Raw genomic sequence first — 26,057 nt, forward strand, 5'->3', positions numbered from 1 at the left:
CTGGGCCGCGCGAGATCAATCGTCCATGGGCAAGGGAGCACAGTTGCCCAGGTCGGAGGGCGGCTGCTCGCGCAACTGGCTTACCGCGTCGCGCAGGGCGGTGCGCAGGCCCTCTTCCAGCACGGGGTGGTAGAAGGGCGTGCGCAGCAGCTCGTGCACGGTCAGTTGCTGCTGCACGGCCAGGGCCAGCAGATGGGCCAGATGCTCGCCGCCCGGTGCGCACATTTCCGCGCCCAGCAGCAGGCCGCTGGCCGGGTCCGCATAGACGTGAAGCAGGCCCGCGTTGCGCTGCGCAGCGCGTGCACGCCCCTGGTGCGCGAAATCCACGCGGCCCACCACGAAGTCCTGCCCCAGCAGCGCCTTCATGGGCTGGCCCACCACGGCTGCCTGGGGCGAGCTGAAGACAATGGACAGCGGCGTGCGCCGCTCGAAGCAGGCCACGTTCTCTGCCATGGCGTTGGTGCCGGCGATATGGCCTTCGTCCACGGCCTCGTGCAACAAGGGGCGGTCGCCATTGGCATCGCCCGCGAGGAACAGCGGCAGCTCGCCGACCTGCAGTGTCTCGCGGCTCACGGGCGGCTGGCCGTGTTCGTCCAGTTCAAGGCCCAGCGTCTCCAGGCCCAGGCCTTCGAGTTGCGGGCGTCGGCCCATGGCGGCCACCACGTGGTCCACGACAATGCGGGTGTCGCCTGCACGCACGACGATGCTGCTGTCCGGGCCCTTGCTCAACTGAACTTCATGGTCGGTGATCACCGTCATCTCTTTCTCAAGCAGATGCCGCAATGCGTCGGTGACATTCGGGTCGGACAGGCCGGCAAGCTTCGGGCCGCGTCCCAGTGCGGTGACCTCCAGTCCCAGCCGCGCCAGCGCCTGTGCAATCTCCACGCCCAGCGGACCCAGGCCGACGACGGCCACGCGCGGGCCCAGCGTCTTGCGTTCGAACAAGGTGTCCGTGGTCAGGATGCGCTTGCCAAAGCGCTTCCATTCCTCCGGCACCACGGGGCTGGAGCCCGGAGCGAGGATGAGCTTGCGCGCAGCCAGCACCTTGCCGTTGACCTCGATCCGATTGGCTGCCAGCAGTCTGGCACGCCCGTCGATGGCCCGCCAGCCCAGGCCCTCCGTGGCCTTGATCGTGCTTGCCACGAACTCGTCGCGCAGCTTGCGCACGCGGCGCAAAACGGCGGGCAGGTCCAGCTGCAGCCCGCTCGCGCCGCGTATGCCGAAGGTATCGAAGTGATGGCGTGCATGGAAGGCGTTGGCCGCCTCGATCAGCAACTTGGACGGCATGCATCCCACCCGCGCACAGGTCGTTCCCCAGGGCCCGTCGTTGACGATGGCGAAATGCTCCGTGTGCTTGCGCACCTCGCGCAGCGCCGACAGTCCGGCCGAGCCGGCACCGACGATGATCACGTCGAGGGCGGTGGTGGGTGGGTTTTTCATGCTGTCTGATTCCTTTGACTGTGGCACCAGGTCCCGTGGAGGTCTCCGCTGCCGGTGGATGTGCCGAAAGGTGTGCCGACGGGAGTGCCGACTGAAGTGCCGACAGATGGTCGAGATGACTGCCTCGCCTGCCATGGGACATGCGTGCCAGTCTGCATGCTGGCGCTCGCGGCAGTCGTAGGCGAAGGGCCGAAACCGCTGCTGGACATTCAGGGCCCGGACCCTGCCGCGCAGGGACTAGCCGGATGCCCAGTGTTGCCATGCCGCGTCCGTGCGGCTGCCTGATGCGCGGACATCCGCTTCCCGCGCAAAGCGCCTGAGGGATGTCTCGGTAACCCTCAAATGGCTGACACGGCACAAGCGGCTTTGCGCCGTCTGCAGCCAGCGGCGCAGGGACCAATGAAGCTGCGCCATCACCCCGCCGTGCACCTGTGCGCTGTGCAGGCGCAGGCGGCCATCGAGGATGAAGGCCTTCACCGACCGTGCGGACAACTGCAGGTCCTCGCAGACCTGCCGCAGCCCGACGCCCTCGCGGACCCGGGTGCTCAGGCCGCGCCTGTGCATCTGGCAGCGAACGGAGCGTTCGCTGCGGTTCAGCCGGCGGCAGATCACCTGCACGGGCAGGACGCCGGCCCAGCGTTCGAGTGCAAGCAGTTCTGCGGGACTCCAGCGGCGGCGAATTGCGCCATTCGGCCATGCGCTGTCGGATGTCAGGCAGTGTTTGATTGCCATGGAAAGCTCCCATTCATATGGCGCTGCGCTGTGGCATGGCCTGAATCCCGGATGCCGATGAGACAATTATTGATGGGGGATTCTTTTGCAAGCTTTTGATTTTGTTGATTGTTTTTGTTGTTTTGATTGCTGCTCGGATGGACGACTCCATACCGCGATACCTATCGTGGGGCCGGGATGCGGATCACGGAAATAGCGTCTGCACCGGCGCGCATATGCCAAGCCCCATGCGGATTTCCTGTTCGGCACCCGATTTCCATGAACGACTTCTTTGCTTTTTCAGGAGAACCCTTCATGCGCCTTCAGCCAAAGCATTTGAATTTTTCCGTTGCGTGCCTTGCGTTGCTGGCACTGCCGGCCGCGCAGGCCCTGCCCATGCAGGACGTGGGCACGTCGGCAGGTCCGCAATGCGTGGGCCTGGACATCAACAACAGCGGCCACGTCGTGGGCGCCTGTGCAGAGAGCGACGGCTCGTCCGCAGGCTTCGTGTCGCTGGCGCCGGGCAGTGCGGCAGACCTTGCACGCCTGTCGCCGGGGCGCAACTGCAACGCGGCAGCCATCACCAACAGCGGCCAGGTGGTGGGCAGCTGCCTGGACGGCAATTCGGTGTCCGTGGGGGTGTTCTGGAATGCGGCCACGCCCGCCACGGTGCAGACACTGCAGCCGCTGACGCTCGATGTGCGCAGCATGCCCACGGCATTCAACCAGGGCGGCTATGTGGCTGGCGTCAGCCTGAGCGGCAGCAACACGGCCCGCCCTGTCATGTGGCGCAACAATGAAACCACGGCACGCGCGCTGCCGGCGGGCCTGCTGGGCCTGAACAGCACCAACTGCGTGCCGTCCGATGTGGACAATTTCGTGGTGGGCGGCAACATGCCGGGCATCGTGGGCAACTGTCCCGACAACAGCGGGCATCCGCGTCCTGTCTATTGGTCTGCCGCAGTCCTGGGCGGCTATATGGCCACGGCCCTGAACCTGCCTCTCAATGCCGTCTTCTGCCGCGCAAAGACCGTCGTCAATACCCGCATCATGGGCTATTGCGATTTTGGTGCCCAAGGTGGACGCACCGTCGTCTGGCTCAACTCGTCCTCCAGTCCGCAGGTGCTGTCCATATCGTCACCGCCCGCGCGAAACAGCGGCGTCGATCTCAACATCCTCGGCGAGGTGATTGGGCACTACCAGATGGCAGACGGGCGCAGCATGCCCTATTACTGGAACAGCCAGACCGGTGTCATCCGCGATATTCCTCCGCTGTCTGGCGGCATGAATGCACGTGTGGTGGATATCGGTGACAACGGAACGGTGGCGGGTCGCAGCGAGCTTGGCGATGGAAGCTCCCACGCCATCACCTGGACGCCAACGGGCGGCACGGTGGACCAGGGAACCCTCGCGGGCGGTGAGAACAGCACTGCCTCGGCGTTGAGCCAGGATGGCTGCTATATGACAGGCAAAAGCGAAGTCACCCAGCTTGCGACGCACGCTTTCATACAGAACCTGTGTGCGCCATGAAAGCCTGAAATCATTTCAAATCCAAGAAAGGTGATTTTATGAAAAAGCGATATGCAAGATTTACAGCGGCAGTGTCAGTTGCCATTGCGGCTTTTTGGTCATGTGGAGTCCAAGCAAATAGTATAGGGATGTGGTCATTGGAAAATCCAATTTACTCTTTTGGTGGACATTCTTCATTGGTTGGAATGGGTAAAGATGTCCAGCAAAAACTGATCGATGATCATTTTCTGTTTTGAGCACAACTGCCTTCGTTTCAAGCCGATTTCGCATATCCCTGGTGGCCGACCCAAGACCGCCGCTGAAGCGCTGCCTGTGGTCCTTGTCGGCCCTTGCAGAGGCCTCAGCCCGGCCGGGCAGGGCAGAGGCCTTGCCTATGCGACGGCTGGAGGGCCATCGCACATCAAATCGACCATCAGGCCTCGCAGGATTGCCAGCGTCGGCGCCTCGCTGCGCTGACGCAGCGTGACCAACCCGAAGCGGGCGGTGCTGCGCATGGGCGGGTCCATGGGCAATTCGGCCAGGTCCGGTGCGACGGCGCGCACGGCCAGCAGCACGGTGTCGCTGTTGCGCGCAACGTCCACGAGGCTGGGCAACTCTTCGCACTGCAGTGTGACGAACCGCGCCGGGTGTGCTGTGGCGCCATAGGTCTCCACCAGCAGCCAGGCCACCTGGTCGCTCAGCGGGGTGGAGGCGACGGGGTAGCGCTGCACATCCTCGAAGCGCAGCTCCCGCTGCAGGCGGGCGAGTGGATGGTCGGTGCGGCACATGAAGGCGGCGCGCATTTCGTGCACGACGTCCAACGCAAGGTCGGGTGCGGGCCGCAGCGCGCGCAGGTCGACGACCAGGGCATCGAGCAGGCGCTCGCGTAGCGAGTGCACCAGCAGATCGGTGCTGCCGCGCGCCACCTCGGTTCGCACGCCGGGGTGGTGCACGGTCATGTGCTGCAGGAACGGCGTCATCAATATTGCGCCGGGGCCCGATCCCAGGCCCACACGCACGGTGCCGGCCGCACCCTCGCGCAATTGGCGCCCCCTGTCACGCAGCTCGTCGGCCTCGGTCACCAGGGCGCGCGCCCGTCCCAGCATCTCGCGGCCGAAGGCTGTGAGTTCGCTGCGGCGGCCGATGCGGTCGAACAAGGGTATGCCCAGCTCCTGCTCCAGCGCGCGCACGCTGCGGCTGAGGGCCGGCTGTGTCAGATGCATGGCCTCGGCCGAGCGGCTGAAGGAGCCGGTCTGCGCCACCGATATGAGATGCCTGAGCTGCACCAACGTCATGATTTTTCGCGCCCTGAAGTCTGCATGAAACTCATGCTAATGCAGCCAACAATGCATTGGACGTTCGATGACCCGGCTCCTAGGATGCCGCGTATCCGGCCGACCGAGCCGGAGCCATCCACCAAGGAGACATGATGAGATTTTTGTTCCAGCGCGTTTGGCTGACGGGCGCCGGCCTGTTGCTGAGCGCGGGCCTGGCCTGTGCGCAGAGCCCGTCCTCCAGGCCCGTAAGCCTGATGGTTCCCTATCCGGCCGGCGGCCCTTCGGATGCCATTGCCCGCATCTTCAGCGTGCCGCTGGCCAAGGCGCTGGGCCAGCAGGTCATTGTGGAGAATCTGGGCGGCGTGAGCGGTGCCATGGCCGCGCAAAAGGTGCTGGCAGCGCCGCCCGACGGCCACTACGTCTTCCAGGGCTCGCCCAACGAGGTGATCCTGTCGCCCCTGGCCAATGCGGCCGTGCGGCTCAAGGCGGAGGATTTCCGCCTGGTCCATCCCGTGGCCGAGGCTGTGATGGTGTTTGTCGCCCGCAAGGACCTGGAGGCCGGCAACGTGGATGAGCTGATCGCGCTGGCCCGCAAAAGCGCCAGCCGGCCGCTGTCTTACGGCAGTGTCGGCATTGGCTCGCTCTACCACCTGATTCTGGAGAAGGTGCAGCAGGACGCCGGCATACAACTCATGCATGCGCCCTACAAGGGCAATGCGCCGCTGCTGCAGGACATAGGCAGCGGGCAGGTCGATTTCGCTGTGCTCGTCTACAGCGCTGCCATGGGCGCGCTGGCCGAGCAGGGCCGGCTCAAGATCCTGGGCCAGCTGGGGGAGCAGCGATCGGAGCTGCTCAAGAATGTGCCCACGGTGCGAGAGGGCCGGGAGCTGAAAAACTTCGCCTACAAGACCTGGACCAGTTTCCTGGTGCGCAAGGACACGCCGCAGGAGGTGGTGCAAAGGCTGCACCAGGCGATAGGCGCCATGCTCAAGGACCCGGGCGTGCGCGAACAACTGGCCCTGCAGACGCAGCTGGCCGCGGCGCCCATGTCGCTGGCCGAAGCCGCGCAGTTCTATGAGGCCGAGACCGCCCGCTACCGCAGCATTGCCCGTTCCATCCGCCTGCAACCCCAGTGAGATGCCGCACATGAACACCCTTCTGGACACTTTGCGCGGCTCGGCCGCAGCCTTCGTCGATGTGCGCCGCGACATCCACAGGCACCCCGAACTGGGCTTCGAGGAGCACCGCACCAGCGCCCTGGTCGCGCAGCAACTGGAGCAATGGGGATACCAGGTGGAGCGCGGCCTGGGCGGCACGGGCGTGGTGGGGCGGCTGGTGCGCGGCAGCGGCAGCCGGCGCCTGGGCCTGCGCGCCGACATGGATGCGCTGCCCATCACCGAGGCCAATGCCTTCGCCCACGCCAGCACACATGACGGCGTGATGCATGCCTGCGGGCATGACGGCCATACCGCCATGCTGCTGGCGGCGGCCCGGCATCTGGCCGAGCACGGCGGCTTCGACGGAACGCTCACGCTGATCTTCCAGCCTGCGGAGGAGGGCGGCGGCGGTGCCCTGCGCATGATGGAAGACGGGCTGTTCGAGCGCCACCCCTGCGACGCCATCTTCGCCATGCACAACATGCCGGGCTTGCCCCAGGGGCGGCTGGCGCTGCGCGAGGGCGCAGCCATGGCGTCCTCCGACTACGCCACGCTCACCCTCATCGGCGTGGGAGGGCACGGTGCCATGCCGCACCGCACGGCCGATCCCATCGTGGCGGCCGCCAGCATCGTCATGGCCTTGCAGACCATCGTCTCGCGCAACATCGATCCGCTGCAGATGGCGGTGGTGACCGTGGGCGCCATCCATGCGGGCAAGGCCAACAACGTGATTGCCCACAGCGCTGTGCTGGAGTTGAGCGTGCGTGCGCTGGATGCCGATGTGCGCAGGCTGCTGGAGCAGCGCATTCGCGAACTGGTGAGTGCGCAGGCCGAGAGCTTCGGCGTGCAGGCGCAACTCGAGTGGCGGCCCGGCTATGCCGTGCTGGTCAACACGCCCAAGGAGACGGACTTCGCGCGCCAGATCGCGCTGGAGCTGCTGGGCCCGGAACATGTCACGCTGCAGGCGCCACCCTTGCCGGGCAGCGAAGACTTTGCCTTCATGCTGCAGCGCGTGCCAGGCAGCTATCTGCTGATTGGCAATGGCGAGGGAAGCGAGCAAGGCGCCTGCATGGTGCACAACCCGGGCTATGACTTCAACGACGACAACATCGCCGTGGGCGCCGCCTATTGGGTGCTGCTGGCGCAGCGGTTTCTGGTGGCCGGTTGAACTGCTTGAGCCCGGCGCATCTCATTCGCCGGGGTGGACTTCCATCCAGCCCACGCGTCCTTGACCGCTCTCGTTGAGGCGGCTCACAAAGCCTTCAGCCTGCGACTGCGGCAGGCGCAGATCGAACTGCACCAGCGATCCATGCTCGACCTGGAGCAGCTCGGCGCCTGCTGCATCGATCTCGCGGCGCACCAGGCCTTCCAGCGCATAGGGCACGGCGCAGCGCAGCGATTGCATGCGCTGCAGTGTCACTTTCTCGGCGGTCAGCAGGGCCTGGGCCACGGCATCGGTGTAGGCGCGCACCAGGCCGCCTGCGCCCAGCTTGACGCCGCCGAAGTAGCGCACCACGGTGGCCAGCACGCCTTCCAGGTCCTGGTGGCGCAGCACGTCCAGCATGGGGCGGCCTGCCGTGCCGCTGGGCTCGCCGTCATCGACGGCTGCCGACTGGCCGCCTGCCAGCAGCGCCCAGCAGACATGGGCGGCGCCGGGGTGCTCGCGCCATAGCGCATCGACCACCGCCTGGGCGCTGGCGCGGTCGGCCATGGGCTGCACGCAACCGATGAAGCGGCTTTTCTTGATGATGAGTTCGCTGTGCGCGGGCGCGCGGAGTGTCTGTGGCATGGAGGGCGGCAAGCTTACCCGATCGTCCCTGGTCCGGTGTTTGGCGCATGGATTCATTACGCCTTTATTACGAAGCGCTACACATTTGTGAGCATGCGTACCTTGTGTTATTTCAGCTTCAGAGGGTTGCATCCAGGTTTGTCCTACAGAAATCGTGAAAGATTCGCAGTAAGCTTTCTGTCAAGGAGGCGCAACCATGAACACCCCACCTTCCCGCGATCCCGTTCTCACCGAACACACCTTTGGCCGCGATCATTTCAGTCCCCCGCCCATGGCGCTGGAGCAAGCTGGTCAGGACCATGAAGCCGCTGGCGGCGGCATTCCTCTGGATCTGGACCAGCGCATCCGCAACGTCGGCGAATGGTGATGGCAGGTGCCGCCTGGCCAAGGGCCTGCAGCGGCATCAGTGCTGTCAGGTCCGGCTGGACCGTGCAGCGGCCCGCCGACAGGCGGTGACCCTCAAGCGAACAGACCGCGAACCAGGCGCAGCAGGCTCTTGCCTCGCTGCGCTGGATTTATCATTTCCAGTTCCACATACCCACCCAGGCCGGCTGCGCGAAGCGCCGGCCTTTTTGCATTCCTGCAGGAACCATGAGCACTGACACAGCCCGCAGCCATTGGCTGCTGGCGCCTGCCTCCGCCAGCGACGCCAGCCTGCCCGTGCCCCTGGGCGATGTGACGGCGCTGCTGGAGCAGGTGGGCCGCTCCAGCGCCAGCAGCGACGAGGTGGCCGGGCAGTTGCTGCATTTGCTGGGCCGGCACGTGCCGCTGGCGCAGTGCACCATCTTCTCGTTCCAGGGGCGATCACGTCCGCGCATCGTGGGTTTTGGCGACCGGGCACGCACGGGGGCGCTGCCCATGATTTCGCAGGACTACAGCGAGCGCTTCTATCCGCTCGACGGCGCGCAGCGCGTGATGCAGGCGGAACTTGCGCGGCAGCAGCGCGACCCCCAGGCTCCCGCGCGCGTCTGGCTGCACCGCCAGCGCCCCTGCGATGTCAGCCATCCCGAGTACCGCCATGTCTGCTATGGGTTGCCGCGCCTGGTGGAGCGGCTCTCGCTGCTGACCCTGCAGCCTGGCGCGCGGTGGCTGGCGGTGAACCTGTACCGGGGCGAGGAGCACGGCTGCCTTGATGCGCAGTCCATCGCACGCATCGAAGCCTTTGCGCCCCTGGTCATGCAGGCCATGCGCCTGCACTATGCGGGCCAGGCACTGCAGGACGATCTGGCGGGGCTGGTGCTGGCGCGCCTGGCCGGGCGCTTTGCCCATCTCACGCAGCGCGATCTGGACGTAGTGCGCTGCGTGATTGAGGGGCTTGATGCCGAGCGGCTGGCGCAGCGCCTGGGCATCACCGTGTCCAGCGCGCGCACCTATCTCAAGCGGGTCTGCGCCAAACTGGGCGTGCAGGGGCAGCGTGAGCTGTTTGCCTTGTTGATGGCGCCCGAGGCGCTGTCCTGAGCCCCGGAGGCGGGCGCCGCAGTCTGTCCCCATCTGGGGACATCGCAATAGCCGGTGCTGCCTACACTGCGCCCTGAACAAGACGCACGACGGAGACCCCCATGCACCAGCCCCATGCCCAGCCCAGGCAGTCCATCTACTACCGCTATCAGGTGCATCGGCCCTGGCTGCCATCGGAGCATCCGGGGGTGCAGCGGCACCCCGTCGTCATCGTCGGAACGGGGCCGGTAGGCCTGACCACGGCACTGGAGCTGGCGCGCCACGGGCAGCGATGCGTGTTGCTGGAGTCCGAGCTGCAGGTTTCCGAAGGCAGCCGCGCCATCGTCTTCACGCGCCGCTCCATGGAGATCCTCCAGCAAGTGGGCGTGGCCGGGCGGGTCAGCGACAGCGGGCTGCCATGGCGCTTTGGCAACTCCTTCTACCGGGGCCAGCGCGTGTTTCGCATGGAAGCACCGCACAGCGAGGACGACCGCTTCTTCCCCATGACCAACCTGCAGCAGCAGTACCTGGAGGAGTACCTGGTCGATGCCGTGCTGGCCCATCCGCTGATCGAGTTGCGCTGGGGCAACCGCGTGGAGCGGGTGGAGCAGGCTGGCGAAGGCGCGGCTGCAAAAGCGCGGCTGCAGGTGGACACGCCCGAAGGGCCGTATGCGCTGGAAGCCGACTGGCTGGTCGCAGCCGATGGCGCACGCTCGGGCATACGCACGGCCATGGGCCTGGTCATGGAAGGGGCGTCATACGAAGGCCGCTTCGTGATTGCCGACATCCGCATCGACCTGCCGCTGCCCACCGAGCGACTGGCCTTCTTCGATCCGGTGTGGAACCCCGGCAATACCATCCTCATGCACCGCGAGCCGCACGGCATCTGGCGCGTGGACTACCAGTTGCCTGCGGGCGAAGATCCGCAGCAGGCACTGCAGCCCGAATCGCTCAAGGCGCGCATCGACGCGCAACTGGAGATGATCGGCTTTGGCGGCACGCCCTGGGAGATGGACTGGAGCTCGGTCTACTCGGCGCGCGCGCTGACCTTGCCGGACTACGTGCATGGCCGCGTGGTCTTCACGGGCGATGCGGCCCACCTGCTGCCCATCTTCGGGGTCCGCGGCGCCAACACCGGTTTCCAGGACGCCCAGGCCCTGGCCTGGCGCCTGGCCCTGGTGGCGCGCGGCGTGGCGCCGGCCCGCTTGCTGGACAGCTACAGCAGCGAGCGCGTGGGCGCGGCGCGCGAGATTGTCGAAGAGGCCGGCAAGAGCACGCGCTTCATGGCGCCGCCTTCGCGCGGCTTCCGGCTGCTGCGCGATGCCGTGCTGTCGCTGTCGCTCACCCAGGCCTTCGTGCGCCCGCTGTACCACTGGCGCACATCACGCCCCCATGAGTACGCCCGCTCGCCCCTCAACAGCAGGGACGACGACAACCATTTGTTCAAGGGCGGCCCCGCCCATGGCGCGCCGCCGCAGAACGTGTGCCTGGCGCCGGACGACTATCTGCTGGACCACCTGGGCGGCGGATTCGACCTGCTGTATTTCACCGATGGCTCGGCCGTGCCGCCCGCGTTGAGCGAGGTTGCCCGCGTGGTGCGCGGCCGCGGCGTGGGCCTGCGCATCGTGGCCATCTCCAGCCAGGCGCAGCCGCAGCCAGTTCAGGGCGCTGACCTGACCCTTTCCGATAGTCAGGGCCGCTGCCGCGAACGCCATGGCGTGCCCGCCGATCCACCTTCTGGCGCCGCCTACCTGCTGCGGCCCGACCAGCATGTCTGCGCACGCTGGCTGGCGCTGGATGCGCGGCGCCTGCAATCCGCACTCGACAACGCCACCTGCACGCAAGGAGCCCAGGCATGAGCCAAGCACACACATCGCCCGACACGCTTGAATCGCCCGGCACCCTGGATATCGCCGGTCTTGAGGCCGTCTACGACCAACTGGCCACGGCCATTGACGCGGCAGGCCCGCAGCAGTCCGAGCTGTTTCTGGTCAAGCTGGCGCTGCTGGCTGCCGAGCGGCTGGGCAGCGCCCGGCAGTTCTCCGAGCTGGTGCAGGCGGCGCAGCAGGATCTTCAGCCTAGGGTAAACAGCTAGCCCTGCCGGGTGGTTGCGTGGCCGGCGCTGGCTAACATCGGCCCGGAATCAAGGATGCCACGACCCCATGGATGTGCTGAGCGAAGTTCTCGATATTTGCCGGTCAGAGCGCGCCGTGACGGCGCGTTTTGCGCTGACCGCGCCGTGGAGCCTGAAGTCAACGGGCGTCACGGGCGCCATGATCCGCATGGCGCGCGGCGCGCCTTACTGGATACAGGTGGAGGGCATGCAGCCGCTGCGGGTCGAGCCGGGCGACCTGGTCATGCTGCCCATGGGCGCGGCACATGTGGTGGCCTCGGACCTGGGCATGGCCTGCGAGCTGTTCTCGCGGCTGATCTCCCGCCATGCCGAAGGCCCGCAGGACGAAAATCCGCTGGTCTTCAGCCATGGCGGCGGGGGCGAGGCGACCGACATGTTTTCGGCCCTGCTGTGGTTTTCAGCCTATTGCCGGCATTCGGTGTTCCGCATCCTGCCGCCGCTGATCCATATCCGCGCAAGCGATCTGCCGCTGGCCGATTGCCTGGCCGCCACCATGCAGTCGCTCACGCTGGAGACGCTGGCGCGGCGTCCGGGCTGGCGCCTGTCGGCCGCGCGCATGGGCGAGCTTTTGCTGGTCAACATCCTGCGCGAGCACCTGGCGCGCGAGGCCGCCGTGGGTGAAGGCTGGCTGCGGGGCCTGGGCGATGCCTGCATTGCCCGCGCCATCGTCTGCATGCACCGGGAGCCGCAGCGCAGCTGGAGCGTGGAGACGCTGGCGGCCGAGGCCGGCATGTCGCGCACCCGCTTCAGCATGCGTTTCAAGCAGCTGGTGGGCGCCACCCCCATCGGCTACCTGACGGCGCACCGCATGGCGCTGGCCGCCCAGCAGATGGAGGCCGGCGGGCTGTCATCGGCCCGCATCGCAGAGAACGCGGGCTACGACTCTCCCAAGGTGTTTGCGCGGGCCTTCCGCCGCTGGTCCGGGCACACGCCCAAGGCCTATCTGGCGCAGGAGGCCGCAAAGAGGTCGGGCTGGCAGCAGCAGGAAGGCCGTATCAGAGGGCTGGAGCAAGACCCTTAGCCAGCAGGGTTGAGTGCCGAAACGTACACTGGCCGGTTCCTTCCGCACAGGCTCCCAGAAGCCGAACCGCCCATCATGAACGCCCCCGTTGACGTTTCCTTTTTCCATCGCGCTGCCAAGCCGCTGACCAGCTACCGACCGTACTGGGCCAAACGCTTCGGCACGGCCCCGTTCCTGCCGATGAGCCGTGCCGAGATGGACCAGCTTGGCTGGGACAGCTGCGACGTGATCCTGGTGACGGGCGATGCCTATGTGGATCACCCCAGCTTCGGCATGTCGGTGATCGGCCGGGTGCTGGAGGCGCAGGGCTTTCGCGTGGGCATCATTGCCCAGCCCGACTGGCAGAGCGCCGAGGCCTTCAAGGCCCTGGGCCGTCCCAACCTGTTCTGGGGCGTGACGGCGGGCAACATGGATTCGATGATCAACCGCTACACGGCCGATCGCAAGATCCGCTCCGACGATGCCTACACGCCGGGTGACGTGGGCGGCAAGCGCCCCGACCGCGCGGCCATTGTCTACAGCCAGCGCTGCCGTGAGGCATACAAGGACGTGCCCATCGTGCTCGGCGGCATCGAGGGCAGCCTGCGCCGCATCGCCCACTACGACTATTGGAGCGACAAGGTGCGTCGCTCCATCGTGGTGGACAGCAAGTGCGACATCCTGCTGTACGGCAACGCCGAACGCGCCCTGGTCGAGGTGGCCCACCGCCTGGCCGCTCGCGAGCCTGTGGAAAGCATTACCGATGTGCGCGGCACGGCCTTCTTCCGCCGCGAGTCGGAAGCGGGCTGGTTCGAGCTGGACTCCTCCGTGGTGGACGAGCCCGGCGTGGTCGAGCCCCACATCAACCCCTACATGACCACCAGCGAGCAGGCCGAGGCCCAGGGCCAGACCTGCTCCAAGGAAGAGGGTGATGCCGCCGCGAAGCCGGACGGTGCCTCGGTCGCCGCCGTTCAGACCATCCAGTTCGTGCCCAATCCGTCGCTGCGCGGCAAGGGCAAGCAGCCGCCGCGCGACAAGACCGTGCTGCGCCTGCCCAGCTACGAGCAGGTCAAGGCCGATCCCATCCTCTACGCACACGCCAACCGCGTGCTGCACCTGGAGACCAACCCCGGCAACGCCCGCGCCCTGGTCCAGGCCCACGGCGAGGGCGTGACCGCGCGCGATGTGTGGCTTAACCCGCCCCCCATTCCGCTGACCACGGCCGAGATGGACTGGGTCTTCGGCCTGCACTATGCACGCAGCCCCCATCCCAGCTATGCCGACGCCAGCGGCAGCCATGAGGGTGAGACCAAGATCCCGGCCTGGGAGATGATCCGCACCTCGGTCAACATCATGCGCGGCTGTTTCGGCGGCTGCACCTTCTGCTCCATCACCGAGCATGAGGGCCGCATCATCCAGAGCCGTTCCGAGGAGTCCATCATCCAGGAGGTCGAGGACATCCGCGACAAGGTCAAGGGCTTCACCGGCACCATCTCCGACCTGGGCGGCCCCACGGCCAACATGTACCGCCTGGGCTGCAAGAGCCCCGAGATCGAGGCCGCCTGCCGCAAGCCCAGCTGCGTGTTCCCCGGCATCTGCCAGAACCTGCACACCGACCACGCCCCGCTGGTCAAGATCTACCGCCGCGCGCGCAATCTGCCGGGCATCAAGAAGATCCTGATCGGCTCGGGCCTGCGCTACGACCTGGCCGTGAAGTCGCCCGAGTACGTCAAGGAGCTGGTGCAGCACCATGTGGGCGGCTACCTGAAGATTGCGCCCGAGCACACCGAGTCCGGGCCGCTGACCAAGATGATGAAGCCCGGCATCGGCAGCTATGACCGCTTCAAGCAGATGTTCGAGCAGTTCAGCGAGGAAGCGGGCAAGAAGCAGTACCTGATTCCGTACTTCATCGCGGCCCACCCGGGCACCAGCGACGAGGACATGATGAACCTCGCCATCTGGCTGAAGAAGAACGGATTCCGCGCCGACCAGGTGCAGACCTTCTATCCCAGCCCCATGGCCACGGCCACGGCCATGTACCACTCTGGCCGCAACACGCTGACCAAGGTGCGCCGCGAGATGCGCGACGTGAACGAGGAGTCGGTGGACATCGTGCGCGGTGAAAAGCGCCGGCGCCTGCACAAGGCGTTTCTGCGCTACCACGACCCGAACAACTGGCCGCTGCTGCGCGAGGCCTTGAAGGCCATGGGCCGTGCCGACCTCATCGGCAACGGCAAGCAGCACCTGATCCCCACCTTCCAGCCCCTGGTCGATGGCGGCTACCAGAGCGCGCGCCGCAAGAACAGCACGCAGGGCACGGGTGTGGCCGCACGTGCCGTGGTGTCCCAGCAAGGCAAGGCCTACGCCCTCAACAAGGCCGGCGGCAAGAATGCCGGGCCGGGCAAGGTGCTGGCAGAGTCGCGCGAGCCTGCGGGCGATGTGCGTTTCCGTTCCAGCCAGCCCCAGCCGGGCCGCATGCTGACCCAGCACACGGGCCTGCCGCCGCGCCCCGGTGTGGGCGGTCCTGCCCGTTCTGCGGGCGCTGCCGGTTCAGGCCGCAAGGCGGCGCCGGGCGGTCGCAAGCCGCGCTGACGCGCCTTTGCCTCTAGCTGGCGGCCGGCGCCAGCGTGCCCTGCCATTCGCGGCGGGCGGCCTGGGCGCCGCTTTCAAAGTAATGCGTGTCCAGCGGCACGGGCCGTGCCAGGGCAAAGCCCTGTGCATAGTCCACGCCCACGGCCTGAAGGGCCTGGGCGATCTCGCGGGTTTCCACATACTCGGCCACGGTGCGCTTGCCCAGAATGTGGCCTATGCGGTTGATCATCTCCACCATGGCGTGGTTGCTGGGGTCCTGGAGCATGTCGCGCACAAAGCCGCCGTCGATCTTCAGATAGTCCACGGGCAGCTGCTTCAGATAGGTCAGCGAGGACATGCCCACGCCAAAGTCATCCAGCGCAAAGCGGCAGCCCAGGGTGCGCAGGGCCTGGATCAGCCTGGTGGCACTGGACAGGCTGGCGATGGCGCTGGTCTCCGTGATCTCGAAGCACAGCAGCTGCGGCGCAATGCCATGCGTGCTCAGCTGTTTCTGCACGAAGTCCAGCAGCCCGTCGTCATCCAGGCTGGGGCCTGACAGGTTGATGGCGCAGGTGTCGATGTGGCGCAGTGCGGCCGGATGCTGGGCCAGCGTGGCCAGCGTTCTGGCGATCACCCAGCGGTCCACCGTGGGCATGATGCCGTAGCGCTCGGCAGCAGGAATGAAGGTGGCCGGCGAGATGATCTGGCCCTGCTCGTCGCGCAGCCGCAGCAGCACCTCGAAATGCAGGCCCCGCTGGCCGTCGGGCTGCAGCGGTGCAATGCTTTGGGCGTACAGGCAAAAGCGCTCCTGCTCCAGCGCCATGCGTATGCGTGTCACCCATTCCATCTCGCTGACGTGGCGGGTGTACTCGCCATCGTCGCTGCGGTAGACGTAGATGCGGTTGCGGCCGCGCTCCTTGGCGCGGTAGCAGGCCATGTCGGCCATGCGCAGCAGGTCCTGGGCCGACTGGACCTCGCCGCCGATGTGCACCAGGCCGATGCTCAGCCCCGTGCGCAGCACCTGCTTGCCCCAGTGCACGTGCAGGGCCTCGGTCGCCTGGCGCAGCTTCTCGGCAATGCGCAGGGCGGGCTCGGGCGGGCAGTTCTCCAGAAGAACGCCGAATTCATCTCCGCCCAGCCGCGCGAGGGTGTCGGTCTCGCGCAGGTTGTGCAGCAGCAGGCGGCTGACCTCGCACAGCATCTCGTCGCCCGCCGGGTGGCCGCAGGTCTCGTTGATGAGCTTGAACTGGTCCAGGTCCATGTACAGCACGGCCGAGGGCCGCAGCCTGTGCTGGCCCTGGTTGAGCAGGCGCTGCAGCCGGCGCTCGAACTCGACGCGGTTCTCCAGCCCGGTCAGCCCGTCGTGGCTGGCATGCCAAGACAGTTGGTCCAGATACTGCTGCTCGCGCGAGACATCCCTGAGCACGATCACCGCACCGGCCGGGCGCTCCCCGCCGCCGCTGATGGCCGACCCCATGAGCTTGACCGGCACGATGCTGCGGTCATGGCGCCGCAGCCAGCGCGTGTGCTCCTCGCGCAATTGCTGGCCCGACAGCAAATGGGCCAGCAGGCTTTCCGCGGTCTGGGTGGTGTCGATGCTGTTGAAATGCAGGCCCTTGGCCAGGTGCTGGCCCTTGAGCTGCTGCTCGCTGCTGCCCAGCAGGCCCAGCGCGGCGGGGTTGGCATAGTCCACCACGCCCTGGGCGTCCGTGGTGATCACGGCGTCGCCCAGCGAGGCCAGCGTGGTCTGGGCCCTTTCCTTTTCCGTCAGCAGGTCGTTTTGCACCTGCTGGCGCTGCTGCAGCATGCGCCGCGTATGCCAGAGCGCCACCAGGATCAGCGCCACACCCAGCACCAGATGGATGCCCTGCAGCCACATCACCATCTGCCGTGAACTGCGGCCCAGCGAGGCGCTGAACTGCTGGGTGGCCGGTGTGACGCCGGCGTTGATCTGCTCGATCTCGCGCTTCCAGGTGATGGCGTCCTCGGCGCTGACGCTGCCCACGGCGTGGCGCTGCTCTATCTCCTGGGCCAGCCTGTCGAGCTGCTGCAGATACTGATCGCCTTGTTTCCAGTAGCGATAAGGCTCTTCCAGAAGCTCGACATGGCGGAAGGTCTGCATGAGCCAGATCAGCGCCTCGGCATCGTCAGGGTGGTTGCCTCCCAGAAGAATGCCGGCACGCGCATCCTTGACCCTGGCTGGCACATCGTCCAGCGCCATGCGCGCCTGCCAGTCGCCCGCGGGAATGGCCATGGCCTGCTCGAAGCGCGCCATGTCGCGCGCCGAGCCGCTGTCCACATAGCGGCTCAGGGCGTAGATGGCGTCCTTCTGTGCCTTGGACCACAGGCTTTCTCCGGCCACGAAGGCGCGCACGGCAGACACAAGGTACAGGCTGCCGCTGGCCATGACCACCAGCACCACGACCACCAGCACCAGGGGCCAGATGCGCTGCACCAGCTGCAGTACCGGCACATGGGCTGGGGGCTGGCTTTGCATGGGTGGAGCCGGGGAGGGTTGGCCGTGTGGGCGGCTCAGGCGCTGGCGCCAATGCGCCGCAGAACTGGCGCCGTATGGCTGGGTGGCTGACGCGTCCCGGATATCCGGGCGGTTGATGGATGTTCTCGAACCATGGGGCTGCCTCCAGATAAGCCGATTATGGGTGTTTCCAGATGTGTTCGGGTTGTCCGGTTGTATGCGCAACTCCGATTTAAGAGGAGCGGGCTATTACGGTAAAGAGGGTCATTGGCCGCAGCGTGCCCGCACGCTGCGGCCAGCCATGACCTGCGCGGCTTGTAGGTTGCGGGCAGGTGGTGCTTTTAGGTGTCCGCCTACAAGCGAGGCTGTGCCTGGGGTGGGCCGGGAAGAGGGTGCAGGGGCAGATCGTGCTGCGCGGCCAGGTCTGCCAGCTCGGCGCAGGACAAGGAGGCCAGGAAGGCTTGCAGGGCTGCATGCATGGCGGGGCTGCGCATGCTGGCGATGCTGCCATCGCCATTCACCGACGCCACGGCGCACAGGCGGGCCGCGAAATGCGGCTCCAGGGCCGCCACGGCCACCGATCCATCGGCGCAGGCGTAGACGCGATAGCCTGCGTGCGCACCGCCCACATCGCCGTCGGGCCGGGTCAGGCCCCAATGCCAGGGCAAAGCCAGCCACTGCGCGGCCTGGGCCAGGCCTGTTTCCTGGAGACTGCCGTGGCCGCTGCGCTGGCGCAGCAGCCAGGCCTTGAGCACGGCTTCGCTGGCCATCAGCGCACCGGCCATGTCGGCAAACAGGCTGGGTGGCATGGCGCCGCCCTTTACCAGCCCCGCCTCGGCCTGGTAGGTCAGGTCATGGCCCGGCACGTCGGCCAGGGCTCCCGCGCTGCCGACGATGCGCACCAGCGACAGCTGAGGATGGCGCTGCTGCAGCGACGCCCAGTCCAGCCCCAGCTTGGCGAGTGCGGCGGGGCGGAACGAGGTGAGCAGGATGTCGGCCGCATCCAGCGCATCGTGCAGCGCCGCCTGTCCTTCCTCGCTCTTGAGCTGTGCCTGCCACACCGCAATGCCCTGGTGCATATCGGCATAGGCTTGCGGGCTGTAGTGCGCCATCGGGTCTGCACCGGCCACACCGGCTGTACCGGCCGCACCGGTCGCAGCTGGCTGTGCAGACGGAGGCTCCAGCTTGCTGCACTGCGCGCCCATGGCGGCACAGCGCATCAGGGCGGCGGGGCCGGGCAGATTCAGGGCCAGGCTCAGGATGCGCACGCCCGACAACGGCAGCCCGTTGGTGGGGGAAGAGGAGAGGGGCGCGTGTAGCGCAATGGGTTCAGGAGGCGCGTGATCGGGCATGGGAATGGAGCGTCTCGTTGTGCATTCGGTGTTTCAACTGCACGCATGATCGCACCCATGCCTCCAAGGGCCTGGCGCATACCGGACGGTGAGGATGCAAAAGCCGCCCGGAAAAAGAAAATGCCGCCAGGGCAATGCACCGTTGGCGGCATGTCTGCAAACCCGGCGCATGGCCGGGCAGCCGGGGTGGGGGTCAGACCACCTTGGCGATCGACTGGCAGACGTAGTCGATGTTCTTGCTGTTGAGCGCGGCCACGCACATACGGCCCGTATCCGTGCCGTAGACGCCGAACTCGGTGCGCAGGCGCACCATCTGGTCCTTGCTCAGGCCGGAGTAGCTGAACATGCCGATCTGGGTGGTGATGAAGCCCATGTCCTGCTGGACACCGGCAGCCTTCAGGCCGTCAACCAGCTTCTGGCGCATGGCCTTGATGCGCACGCGCATCTCGCCCAGTTCCTTTTCCCACAGTGCGCGCAGCTCGGGGTTGTTCAGCACGGCGGCCACCACGGCGCCACCATGGGTGGGCGGGTTGGAGTAGTTGGTGCGGATGACGATCTTGAGCTGGCTCAGCACGCGGGCCGCTTCTTCCTTGTCGTTGGCCACCACCGACAGCGCGCCCACGCGCTCGCCGTACAGGCTGAAGCTCTTGGAGAACGAGGTCGAGACGAAGATGTTCAGGCCGGCGGCCACGAACTTGCCGATCACGGCGCCGTCTTCGGCAATGCCGTGGCCAAAGCCCTGGTAGGCCATGTCGAGGAAGGCCACCAGACCCTTGGCCTTGACGGCGGCGATCACCTGGTCCCACTGCTCGGCCGTGATGTCATAGCCGGTCGGGTTGTGGCAGCAGGCGTGCAGCACCACGATGGTGCCGGCGGCGGCCGCGTTCAGGTCGGCCAGCATGCCTTCGAAGTTCACCTTGCGGTTGACTGCGTCGTAGTAGGCATAGGTGCCCACTTCGAAGCCTGCATTGGTGAAGATGGCCTTGTGGTTTTCCCAGCTCGGGTCGGAGATCAGCACCTTGGCGGCGGGGCTGATCTTCTTGAGGAAGTCGGCGCCGATCTTCAGGCCGCCGGTGCCGCCGATGGCCTGCACCGTGGACACGCGGCCGGACTTGACGACGTCGGACTCGGCGCCGAACACCAGGCCCTTGACTGCGGCATCATAGGCAGCGATGCCGTCGATGGGCAGGTAGCCGCGGGCCGTGGGCTTGTCCATCATCGCCTTCTCGGCGGCCTGCACGCATTCGAGCAGGGGCAACTTGCCGTTGTCGTCGAAGTACACGCCCACGCCCAGATTCACCTTGCTGGGGTTGGTGTCGGCAGCGAACTGCTCGTTCAGACCCAGGATGGGGTCGCGGGGGGCCATTTCGACGGCGGTAAACAGAGACATGAAGCGTCCTTGGGATGTCTTGGGAGGTGGAAAAAACGCGGCTAGCCCCAAGCTACGGTAGGCTTTCGGGTTAACCCATGAATTCTAGCGATCTCGCCGGCCGATACTCACTTTTGCGAACCCACGTCATGCACGAAGTCTCTGATTCCTCTCCAGCACCCGAGGCCTCCGGCCAGTTCGTGCATTTCGCGGACTCCCCCTTCGAGCTGTTTCAGCCCTATCCGCCGGCCGGCGATCAGCCCGCCGCCATTGAAAAGCTGGTCGAAGGCATCCAGGACGGCGAATCCTTCCAGACCCTGCTGGGCGTGACGGGCTCGGGCAAGACCTTCACCATGGCCAACGTGATTGCCCGCCTGGGCCGCCCGGCCATTGTCTTCGCGCCCAACAAGACGCTGGCAGCGCAGCTGTACAGCGAATTCCGCGAGTTCTTTCCCAAGAACTCCGTCGAATACTTCGTCAGCTACTACGACTACTACCAGCCCGAGGCCTATGTGCCCCAGCGCGACCTGTTCATCGAAAAGGACAGCGCCATCAACGAGCACATCGAGCAGATGCGGCTGTCGTGCACCAAAAGCCTGATGGAGCGGCGCGACGTGGTCATCGTCGCCACGGTCTCGGCCATCTACGGCATCGGGGAGCCCGAAAGCTACCACCGCATGATCATGACGCTGCGCACCGGCGACCGCATCAACCAGCGCGACGTTATCGCGCAACTGATCCGCATGCAGTACCAGCGCAATGACCAGGACTTCAGCCGGGGCAAGTTCCGCGTGCGCGGCGACACCATCGACGTCTTCCCCGCCGAGCATTCCGAGCTGGCCATCCGCATCGAACTCTTCGACGACGAGGTCGAAAGCCTGCAACTGTTCGACCCGCTCACGGGTCGCGTGCGCCAGAGCATTCCGCGCTTCACCGTCTACCCCAGCAGCCACTACGTCACGCCGCGCGACAAGGTGCTGGCCGCCGTGGAAACCATCAAGCTGGAGCTGGCCGAGCGGCTCAAGCAACTGGTGGGAGACGGCAAGCTGGTCGAGGCCCAGCGCCTGGAGCAGCGCACACGCTTCGATCTGGAGATGCTCACCGAGGTCGGCCACTGCAAGGGCATCGAGAACTACACCCGCCACCTCTCAGGCGCCGCACCCGGCGAGCCGCCCAGCACCCTGACCGACTACCTGCCCGGCGACGCCCTCATGTTCCTGGACGAGAGTCACCAGATGATCGGCCAGCTCAACGCCATGTACAGCGGCGACCGCTCGCGCAAGACCACGCTGGTGGAATACGGCTTTCGGTTGCCTTCGGCGCTGGACAACCGGCCGCTCAAATTCGAGGAATTCGAGCAGCGCATGCGCCAGGTCATCTTTGTCTCCGCCACGCCAGCAGACTACGAGAAGACCCACTCGGGCCAGGTCGTGGACCAGGTCGTTCGCCCCACAGGCCTCATCGATCCTGAAATCGAAGTACGCCCGGCCACCAATCAGGTGGACGACGTGCTGCAGGAAATCCGCCTGCGCGTCGAACGCACGGAGCGCGTTCTCATCACCACGCTGACCAAGCGCATGGCCGAGCAACTCACCGACTACCTGAGTGAAAACGGCGTCAAGGTGCGCTATCTGCACTCCGACGTGGAAACGGTGGAGCGTGTGGAGATCATTCGTGACCTGCGCCTGGGTGTCTTCGACGTGCTCGTGGGCATCAACCTGCTGCGCGAGGGGCTGGACATCCCCGAAGTCTCGCTGGTCGCCATCCTCGATGCCGACAAGGAAGGCTTTCTTCGCGCCGAACGCAGTCTCATCCAGACAATCGGCCGCGCCGCGCGCAACCTGCATGGCAAGGCCATCCTCTATGCGGACCGTGTCACGGAGTCCATGAAGAAGGCCATCGGCGAGACCGAGCGACGCCGTGCCAAGCAAATAAGCTTCAACGAGGAAAACGGAATCGAACCCAAGCAGATTGTCAAGCGGGTGAAAGACCTGATTGATGGTGTCTACAGCGAAAAAAGTGGCAAGGAAGCGGAACGCCTGCAGGCCAATCAGCTCGAAAGAGCGCGTGTCGAGGACATGTCCGAAAAAGATGTGGCCAAGGAAATCAAGCGTCTGGAGAAGCAGATGCTCGAACATGCGCGCAGCCTGGAGTTCGAACAGGCTGCGCGGGTGCGCGATCAGCTGGCGCTGCTCAAGGAGCAACTGTTCGGGGGCTCATCCGTGCAGGTTTCCTGAGGCGGCGCCTGGTCTGAAGCCCGTTAGCTCCTGTTACCCGACAAAATTGATGGGGAATGTGGTACACTAAGGGTCAACACTCAACAACAACAAAAACTTCGATGAAAAGAAGGGCTCTGAACCTTTTGAACAGGACGGAGTAAGGGCGGAGACTGTGCCCAACTCCAGTCAAATCGCTGGAGCGGGTGTTTCTGTAACGTACAAGCCTGACTGAAGGAGCTCGTAATGCGTCTCACCACCAAAGGCCGTTTTGCGGTCACTGCCATGATCGATCTGGCCCTGCGCCAGAACAATGGCCCTGTCACGCTGGCAGCCATCAGCCAGCGGCAACAGATTTCCCTGTCGTATCTGGAACAGCTGTTCGGCAAGCTGCGCCGCCATGAACTCGTCGAGTCCACCCGTGGACCCGGCGGCGGCTACACGCTCGCCCGCAAGGCTGGCGACATCACCGTGGCCGACATCATCGTCTCCGTGGACGAACCCATTGACGCCACCCAGTGTGGCGGCAAGGAAAATTGCCTGGGCGAAGCCGGCCGCTGCATGACGCATGAGCTGTGGGCCGCACTGAACCAGCGCATGGTCGAGTTCCTCGATTCCGTGACGCTGCAAAAGCTTGTGGACGAACAACTGGCCAAGGGCATCCAGATCGAGGACAAGCCCGTGGTGCGCCGCGCGATTTCCACGGCTCCCGTGGTCAAGCCCATCCGTGTGAATGCCCCGAACTCGGTATTCGCGCTGGGCAACGCCTTCGCCAAGTCCTGATCGACTTTTGACACCCTGAGGGCAGGGCGCCGCCGCGCATGGCTGTGTGGCGCGGTGTTGCCCGCCTGGATGGATTCACCGGAGTTCATCGCCTTCCCGTTTTTTGCCAGCCTGAACCTTGATAAGAGCCAGTCATGGACATGACCCCGCATTTCCCCATCTATCTCGACTATGGCGCGACCACCCCCGTGGACCCTCGCGTGGTGGACGCCATGATTCCTTGGCTGCGTGAGCATTTCGGCAACGCCGCATCGCGCAGTCATGCCTGGGGTTGGGAAGCCGAGGAGGCCATCGAGAAGGCCCGCGGCCAGGTCGCAGACCTGATCGGCGCGGATCCCCGTGAGATTGTCTGGACCAGCGGTGCCACCGAGTCCATCAACCTGGCCATCAAGGGCGCGGCGCATTTCTACCAGGGCAAGGGCAAGCACCTGATCACGCTCAAGACCGAGCACAAGGCCGTGCTCGACACCATGCGTGAACTCGAGCGCCAGGGCTTTGAGGTGACCTACATGGACGTGCAGCCTGATGGCCTGCTCGACATCGAGGCATTCAAGGCCGCGCTGCGCCCCGACACCATTTTGGTCAGCGTGCTCTTCGTGAACAACGAAATCGGCGTCATCCAAGACATTCCCACCATCGGCGCGCTGTGCCGTGAAAAGGGCATCCTGTTCCATGTGGATGCCGCGCAGGCAACGGGCCGCGTGGAGATCGACATGTCCAAGCTGCCGGTGGACCTGATGAGCATGACCGCGCACAAGACCTATGGCCCCAAGGGCGTGGGTGCCCTGTATGTGCGCCGCAAGCCACGTGTGCGTCTGGAAGCTCAGATCCACGGTGGTGGCCATGAGCGCGGCATGCGCTCGGGCACGCTGCCTACGCACCAGATCGTCGGCATGGGCGAGGCCTTCCGCATTGCCAAGGAAGAAATGGCTGAAAGCAACGCCAAGGCCTACGCGCTGCAGCAGCGTCTGCTCAACGGCTTGAAGGATCTGGAGCAGGTCTTCATCAACGGCAGCATGGAGCACCGTGTGCCGCAGAACCTGAACATGAGCTTCAACTTCGTCGAAGGCGAGTCGCTCATCATGGGCATCAAGGGTCTGGCGGTGTCCTCGGGATCGGCCTGTACGTCGGCCAGCCTGGAGCCCAGCTATGTGCTGCGTGCACTTGGCCGCAGCGACGAACTGGCGCACAGCAGCCTGCGCATGACGATCGGCCGCTTCACGACCGAAGAGGAAATCGACTACGCGATCAGCACCATCCGCACCAATGTGGTCAAGCTGCGCGAACTCAGCCCGCTGTGGGAGATGTTCAAGGACGGCATCGATCTCAGCACCATCCAATGGGCGGCTCACTGAGCATTGGCCGGCACGCGAATCAAGTATTGAAGAGGTAGACATCATGGCTTATTCCGACAAAGTGGTAGACCACTACGAAAATCCCCGCAACGTGGGCTCGTTCGACAAGAACGACGAATCGGTGGGCACCGGCATGGTCGGCGCTCCTGCCTGCGGCGACGTGATGAAGCTGCAGATCAAGGTCAACCCCGAAACCGGCGTCATCGAGGACGCGCGTTTCAAGACCTATGGCTGCGGTTCCGCGATTGCCTCGTCTTCGCTGGTGACCGAGTGGGTCAAGGGCAAGACGCTGGATGAGGCGGCTGCGCTGAAGAACAGCCAGATCGCCGAAGAGCTGGCTCTGCCTCCCGTCAAGGTGCACTGCTCCATCCTGGCCGAAGACGCCATCAAGGCAGCAGTCGATGACTACCGTGCCAAGCGCACTGCGGTGGTGGCCGCCTGATATGGCGATCTCGCTGACCGATTCTGCGGCACGCCACGTGAGCCGCTACCTGTCGCGCCGCGGCAAGGGTATCGGCGTGCGCCTCGGGGTCAAGACCACGGGCTGCTCTGGCCTGGCCTACAAGCTGGAGTATGTGGACGAGCAATTGCCCGAGGACGTGATCTTCGAGGACCACGGCATCAAGGTGCTGGTCGATCCCAAGAGCCTGGCCTATATCGACGGCACGGAGCTGGATTTCGTGCGTGAGGGCTTGAACGAAGGCTTCAAGTTCCACAACCCCAACGAGCGTGATCGCTGCGGTTGCGGCGAGAGCTTTCGCATCTGACCGGCATCTGCCGGGCGGCCGGGCTTTTGTGGCCTGGAGGCATGCCCGGCAGACCCTGATTTCTTCTACTCCCTCAAGAGGCCGCCTTCGCTTCGGTGCTGGCGGCTTTTTATCGACATGAACCTGCAATCGGACGATTTCGAGCTGTTTGCGCTGCCGCGCCAATTTGCGCAGGAGCGCAGCACCATTGACGCGCGCTGGAAGGAGTTGCAGCGCGAGGCCCACCCTGACCGCTTTGCTTCGCAGGGAGCCGCCGCGCAGCGCGTGGCCATGCAATGGTCGGTGCGCATCAACGAGGCCTATCAGCGGTTGAAAGAACCACTCAGGCGCGCAGCGTATCTCTGCGAATTGCTGGGTGCACCCGTGCGTGCCGAGGACAACACGTCCATGCCCACCGCCTTTCTGATGCAGCAAATGGAGTGGCGCGAGGCGTTGGAAGAGGCGCAGGACGAGGCCGCCCTGGATGCGCTGGACGACGAGGTGCTGCAGGCGAGAAAGAGCATGCTGGCTGAATGCGGTCGTCAGCTGGATGAACTGCACGATGCGCAGGCGGCTGTGCAGCAGGTCAGAGCCCTCATGTTTGTTGCGCGATTTGCGCAGGACATAGAGCGTCGCCGCGATCAACTGGGACAATAACCCGCGATCCGCACCTCCCACGAGAGACCCTCATTCACAAGGCAGGCCGGCCGGCCCGGACCTGCAATTTCCCCGAGT

The 26,057-nt window shown here is 65.5% G+C and carries 23 protein-coding genes; 16 read left to right on the forward strand and 7 right to left on the reverse strand.

What is annotated here, in order from left to right; translation table 11 throughout:
* Positions 1 to 15: 15 nt before the first annotated feature.
* Together IB269_RS07000 and IB269_RS07005 are read right to left on the reverse strand one after the other, a co-directional pair.
* Positions 16 to 1,440 carry a dihydrolipoyl dehydrogenase gene (locus tag IB269_RS07000; protein WP_192366744.1) on the reverse strand — a complete coding sequence of 475 codons (1,425 nt, stop codon included), beginning with the start codon at positions 1,438 to 1,440 and terminating at the stop codon, positions 16 to 18.
* A 237-nt stretch (positions 1,441 to 1,677) separates the two neighbouring features.
* The gene (locus tag IB269_RS07005; RefSeq protein WP_192366745.1) at positions 1,678 to 2,172 is read right to left on the reverse strand and encodes a hypothetical protein; all 495 of its coding nucleotides are present in this window, start codon (positions 2,170 to 2,172) and stop codon (positions 1,678 to 1,680) included.
* 294 nt (positions 2,173 to 2,466) lie between these two features.
* Between IB269_RS07005 and IB269_RS07010 the strand changes: the two genes are divergently transcribed.
* Positions 2,467 to 3,681, forward strand: coding sequence for an HAF repeat-containing protein (locus tag IB269_RS07010; RefSeq protein WP_192366746.1), 1,215 nt, complete (start codon positions 2,467 to 2,469; stop codon positions 3,679 to 3,681).
* Between the two features lie 38 nt (positions 3,682 to 3,719).
* Entirely contained in the window at positions 3,720 to 3,917 is a 198-nt protein-coding gene (locus tag IB269_RS07015; RefSeq protein ID WP_148078937.1) for a hypothetical protein, read from the forward strand.
* Between the two features lie 135 nt (positions 3,918 to 4,052).
* Here the strand turns inward: IB269_RS07015 and IB269_RS07020 are convergent, their stop codons facing one another.
* Entirely contained in the window at positions 4,053 to 4,955 is a 903-nt protein-coding gene (locus IB269_RS07020; protein WP_192366747.1) for a LysR family transcriptional regulator, read from the reverse strand.
* A 134-nt stretch (positions 4,956 to 5,089) separates the two neighbouring features.
* On the opposite strand from IB269_RS07020, the gene IB269_RS07025 reads away from it, so the two are divergent.
* Together IB269_RS07025 and IB269_RS07030 are read left to right on the forward strand one after the other, a co-directional pair.
* Positions 5,090 to 6,073, forward strand: coding sequence for a tripartite tricarboxylate transporter substrate binding protein (locus IB269_RS07025; protein WP_192366748.1), 984 nt, complete (start codon positions 5,090 to 5,092; stop codon positions 6,071 to 6,073).
* 10 nt (positions 6,074 to 6,083) lie between these two features.
* A complete protein-coding gene (locus IB269_RS07030) occupies positions 6,084 to 7,262 on the forward strand; it encodes a M20 aminoacylase family protein (protein WP_192366749.1) in 1,179 nt (392 codons plus the stop codon).
* 21 nt (positions 7,263 to 7,283) lie between these two features.
* Here IB269_RS07030 and IB269_RS07035 read toward each other — a convergent pair whose 3' ends face one another.
* The gene (locus tag IB269_RS07035) at positions 7,284 to 7,883 is read right to left on the reverse strand and encodes an IMPACT family protein (protein WP_013802201.1); all 600 of its coding nucleotides are present in this window, start codon (positions 7,881 to 7,883) and stop codon (positions 7,284 to 7,286) included.
* A gap of 196 nt (positions 7,884 to 8,079) precedes the next feature.
* On the opposite strand from IB269_RS07035, the gene IB269_RS07040 reads away from it, so the two are divergent.
* From IB269_RS07040 to IB269_RS07065, 6 genes are all read left to right on the forward strand, one after another.
* Entirely contained in the window at positions 8,080 to 8,250 is a 171-nt protein-coding gene (locus IB269_RS07040; RefSeq protein ID WP_012205835.1) for a hypothetical protein, read from the forward strand.
* 224 nt (positions 8,251 to 8,474) lie between these two features.
* Entirely contained in the window at positions 8,475 to 9,341 is an 867-nt protein-coding gene (locus IB269_RS07045) for a helix-turn-helix transcriptional regulator (protein ID WP_063325428.1), read from the forward strand.
* Between the two features lie 101 nt (positions 9,342 to 9,442).
* The gene (locus IB269_RS07050) at positions 9,443 to 11,179 is read left to right on the forward strand and encodes an FAD-dependent monooxygenase (protein ID WP_192366750.1); all 1,737 of its coding nucleotides are present in this window, start codon (positions 9,443 to 9,445) and stop codon (positions 11,177 to 11,179) included.
* Positions 11,176 to 11,415, forward strand: coding sequence for a hypothetical protein (locus IB269_RS07055; RefSeq protein ID WP_013802204.1), 240 nt, complete (start codon positions 11,176 to 11,178; stop codon positions 11,413 to 11,415). Before IB269_RS07050 ends, IB269_RS07055 begins: the two co-directional genes overlap by 4 nt.
* 67 nt (positions 11,416 to 11,482) lie before the next feature.
* Positions 11,483 to 12,475 (forward strand): AraC family transcriptional regulator, encoded by a 993-nt coding sequence (locus tag IB269_RS07060; RefSeq protein ID WP_043822934.1) that lies wholly within the window; start codon positions 11,483 to 11,485, stop codon positions 12,473 to 12,475.
* A gap of 75 nt (positions 12,476 to 12,550) precedes the next feature.
* Positions 12,551 to 15,046: a YgiQ family radical SAM protein gene (locus tag IB269_RS07065; protein ID WP_192366751.1), complete on the forward strand. Its 2,496-nt coding sequence runs from the start codon at positions 12,551 to 12,553 to the stop codon at positions 15,044 to 15,046.
* 13 nt (positions 15,047 to 15,059) lie between these two features.
* Here the strand turns inward: IB269_RS07065 and IB269_RS07070 are convergent, their stop codons facing one another.
* The 3 genes from IB269_RS07070 to IB269_RS07080 form a co-directional block, all read right to left on the reverse strand.
* Positions 15,060 to 17,522, reverse strand: coding sequence for an EAL domain-containing protein (locus tag IB269_RS07070; protein ID WP_013802207.1), 2,463 nt, complete (start codon positions 17,520 to 17,522; stop codon positions 15,060 to 15,062).
* 332 nt (positions 17,523 to 17,854) lie between these two features.
* Complete coding sequence (locus IB269_RS07075) at positions 17,855 to 18,853, reverse strand: CoA transferase (RefSeq protein ID WP_192366752.1); 999 nt, start codon at positions 18,851 to 18,853, stop codon at positions 17,855 to 17,857.
* Positions 18,854 to 19,046: 193 nt separating this feature from the next.
* Positions 19,047 to 20,243, reverse strand: coding sequence for an amino acid aminotransferase (locus IB269_RS07080; protein WP_012205827.1), 1,197 nt, complete (start codon positions 20,241 to 20,243; stop codon positions 19,047 to 19,049).
* 128 nt (positions 20,244 to 20,371) lie between these two features.
* Between IB269_RS07080 and uvrB the strand changes: the two genes are divergently transcribed.
* From uvrB to hscB, 6 genes are all read left to right on the forward strand, one after another.
* The gene (gene uvrB / locus IB269_RS07085) at positions 20,372 to 22,459 is read left to right on the forward strand and encodes an excinuclease ABC subunit UvrB (protein ID WP_043782068.1); all 2,088 of its coding nucleotides are present in this window, start codon (positions 20,372 to 20,374) and stop codon (positions 22,457 to 22,459) included.
* A gap of 225 nt (positions 22,460 to 22,684) precedes the next feature.
* Entirely contained in the window at positions 22,685 to 23,221 is a 537-nt protein-coding gene (iscR, locus tag IB269_RS07090; protein WP_012205825.1) for a Fe-S cluster assembly transcriptional regulator IscR, read from the forward strand.
* 134 nt (positions 23,222 to 23,355) lie between these two features.
* Entirely contained in the window at positions 23,356 to 24,576 is a 1,221-nt protein-coding gene (locus IB269_RS07095) for an IscS subfamily cysteine desulfurase (RefSeq protein ID WP_012205824.1), read from the forward strand.
* 43 nt (positions 24,577 to 24,619) lie between these two features.
* Positions 24,620 to 25,018: a Fe-S cluster assembly scaffold IscU gene (gene iscU, locus IB269_RS07100; protein WP_012205823.1), complete on the forward strand. Its 399-nt coding sequence runs from the start codon at positions 24,620 to 24,622 to the stop codon at positions 25,016 to 25,018.
* A 1-nt stretch (position 25,019) separates the two neighbouring features.
* The gene (gene iscA, locus IB269_RS07105; RefSeq protein WP_012205822.1) at positions 25,020 to 25,343 is read left to right on the forward strand and encodes an iron-sulfur cluster assembly protein IscA; all 324 of its coding nucleotides are present in this window, start codon (positions 25,020 to 25,022) and stop codon (positions 25,341 to 25,343) included.
* A 117-nt stretch (positions 25,344 to 25,460) separates the two neighbouring features.
* Positions 25,461 to 25,979 (forward strand): Fe-S protein assembly co-chaperone HscB, encoded by a 519-nt coding sequence (hscB, locus tag IB269_RS07110; protein ID WP_012205821.1) that lies wholly within the window; start codon positions 25,461 to 25,463, stop codon positions 25,977 to 25,979.
* Positions 25,980 to 26,057 lie beyond the last annotated feature (78 nt).

The sequence above is a fragment of the Delftia sp. DLF01 genome, assembly GCF_014852125.1.
Lineage (GTDB): Bacteria > Pseudomonadota > Gammaproteobacteria > Burkholderiales > Burkholderiaceae_C > Comamonas > Comamonas acidovorans.

Bases quoted from the DNA above. Each gene is read 5' to 3' on its own strand.
- IB269_RS07000 (WP_192366744.1), bottom strand. From the start codon at position 1,440: ATGAAAAACCCACCCACCACCGCCCTCGACGTGATCATCGTCGGTGCC.
- IB269_RS07005 (WP_192366745.1), bottom strand. From the start codon at position 2,172: ATGGCAATCAAACACTGCCTGACATCCGACAGCGCATGGCCGAATGGC.
- IB269_RS07010 (WP_192366746.1), top strand. From the start codon at position 2,467: ATGCGCCTTCAGCCAAAGCATTTGAATTTTTCCGTTGCGTGCCTTGCG.
- IB269_RS07015 (WP_148078937.1), top strand. From the start codon at position 3,720: ATGAAAAAGCGATATGCAAGATTTACAGCGGCAGTGTCAGTTGCCATT.
- IB269_RS07020 (WP_192366747.1), bottom strand. From the start codon at position 4,955: ATGACGTTGGTGCAGCTCAGGCATCTCATATCGGTGGCGCAGACCGGC.
- IB269_RS07025 (WP_192366748.1), top strand. From the start codon at position 5,090: ATGAGATTTTTGTTCCAGCGCGTTTGGCTGACGGGCGCCGGCCTGTTG.
- IB269_RS07030 (WP_192366749.1), top strand. From the start codon at position 6,084: ATGAACACCCTTCTGGACACTTTGCGCGGCTCGGCCGCAGCCTTCGTC.
- IB269_RS07035 (WP_013802201.1), bottom strand. From the start codon at position 7,883: ATGCCACAGACACTCCGCGCGCCCGCGCACAGCGAACTCATCATCAAG.
- IB269_RS07040 (WP_012205835.1), top strand. From the start codon at position 8,080: ATGAACACCCCACCTTCCCGCGATCCCGTTCTCACCGAACACACCTTT.
- IB269_RS07045 (WP_063325428.1), top strand. From the start codon at position 8,475: ATGAGCACTGACACAGCCCGCAGCCATTGGCTGCTGGCGCCTGCCTCC.
- IB269_RS07050 (WP_192366750.1), top strand. From the start codon at position 9,443: ATGCACCAGCCCCATGCCCAGCCCAGGCAGTCCATCTACTACCGCTAT.
- IB269_RS07055 (WP_013802204.1), top strand. From the start codon at position 11,176: ATGAGCCAAGCACACACATCGCCCGACACGCTTGAATCGCCCGGCACC.
- IB269_RS07060 (WP_043822934.1), top strand. From the start codon at position 11,483: ATGGATGTGCTGAGCGAAGTTCTCGATATTTGCCGGTCAGAGCGCGCC.
- IB269_RS07065 (WP_192366751.1), top strand. From the start codon at position 12,551: ATGAACGCCCCCGTTGACGTTTCCTTTTTCCATCGCGCTGCCAAGCCG.
- IB269_RS07070 (WP_013802207.1), bottom strand. From the start codon at position 17,522: ATGCAAAGCCAGCCCCCAGCCCATGTGCCGGTACTGCAGCTGGTGCAG.
- IB269_RS07075 (WP_192366752.1), bottom strand. From the start codon at position 18,853: ATGCCCGATCACGCGCCTCCTGAACCCATTGCGCTACACGCGCCCCTC.
- IB269_RS07080 (WP_012205827.1), bottom strand. From the start codon at position 20,243: ATGTCTCTGTTTACCGCCGTCGAAATGGCCCCCCGCGACCCCATCCTG.
- uvrB (WP_043782068.1), top strand. From the start codon at position 20,372: ATGCACGAAGTCTCTGATTCCTCTCCAGCACCCGAGGCCTCCGGCCAG.
- iscR (WP_012205825.1), top strand. From the start codon at position 22,685: ATGCGTCTCACCACCAAAGGCCGTTTTGCGGTCACTGCCATGATCGAT.
- IB269_RS07095 (WP_012205824.1), top strand. From the start codon at position 23,356: ATGGACATGACCCCGCATTTCCCCATCTATCTCGACTATGGCGCGACC.
- iscU (WP_012205823.1), top strand. From the start codon at position 24,620: ATGGCTTATTCCGACAAAGTGGTAGACCACTACGAAAATCCCCGCAAC.
- iscA (WP_012205822.1), top strand. From the start codon at position 25,020: ATGGCGATCTCGCTGACCGATTCTGCGGCACGCCACGTGAGCCGCTAC.
- hscB (WP_012205821.1), top strand. From the start codon at position 25,461: ATGAACCTGCAATCGGACGATTTCGAGCTGTTTGCGCTGCCGCGCCAA.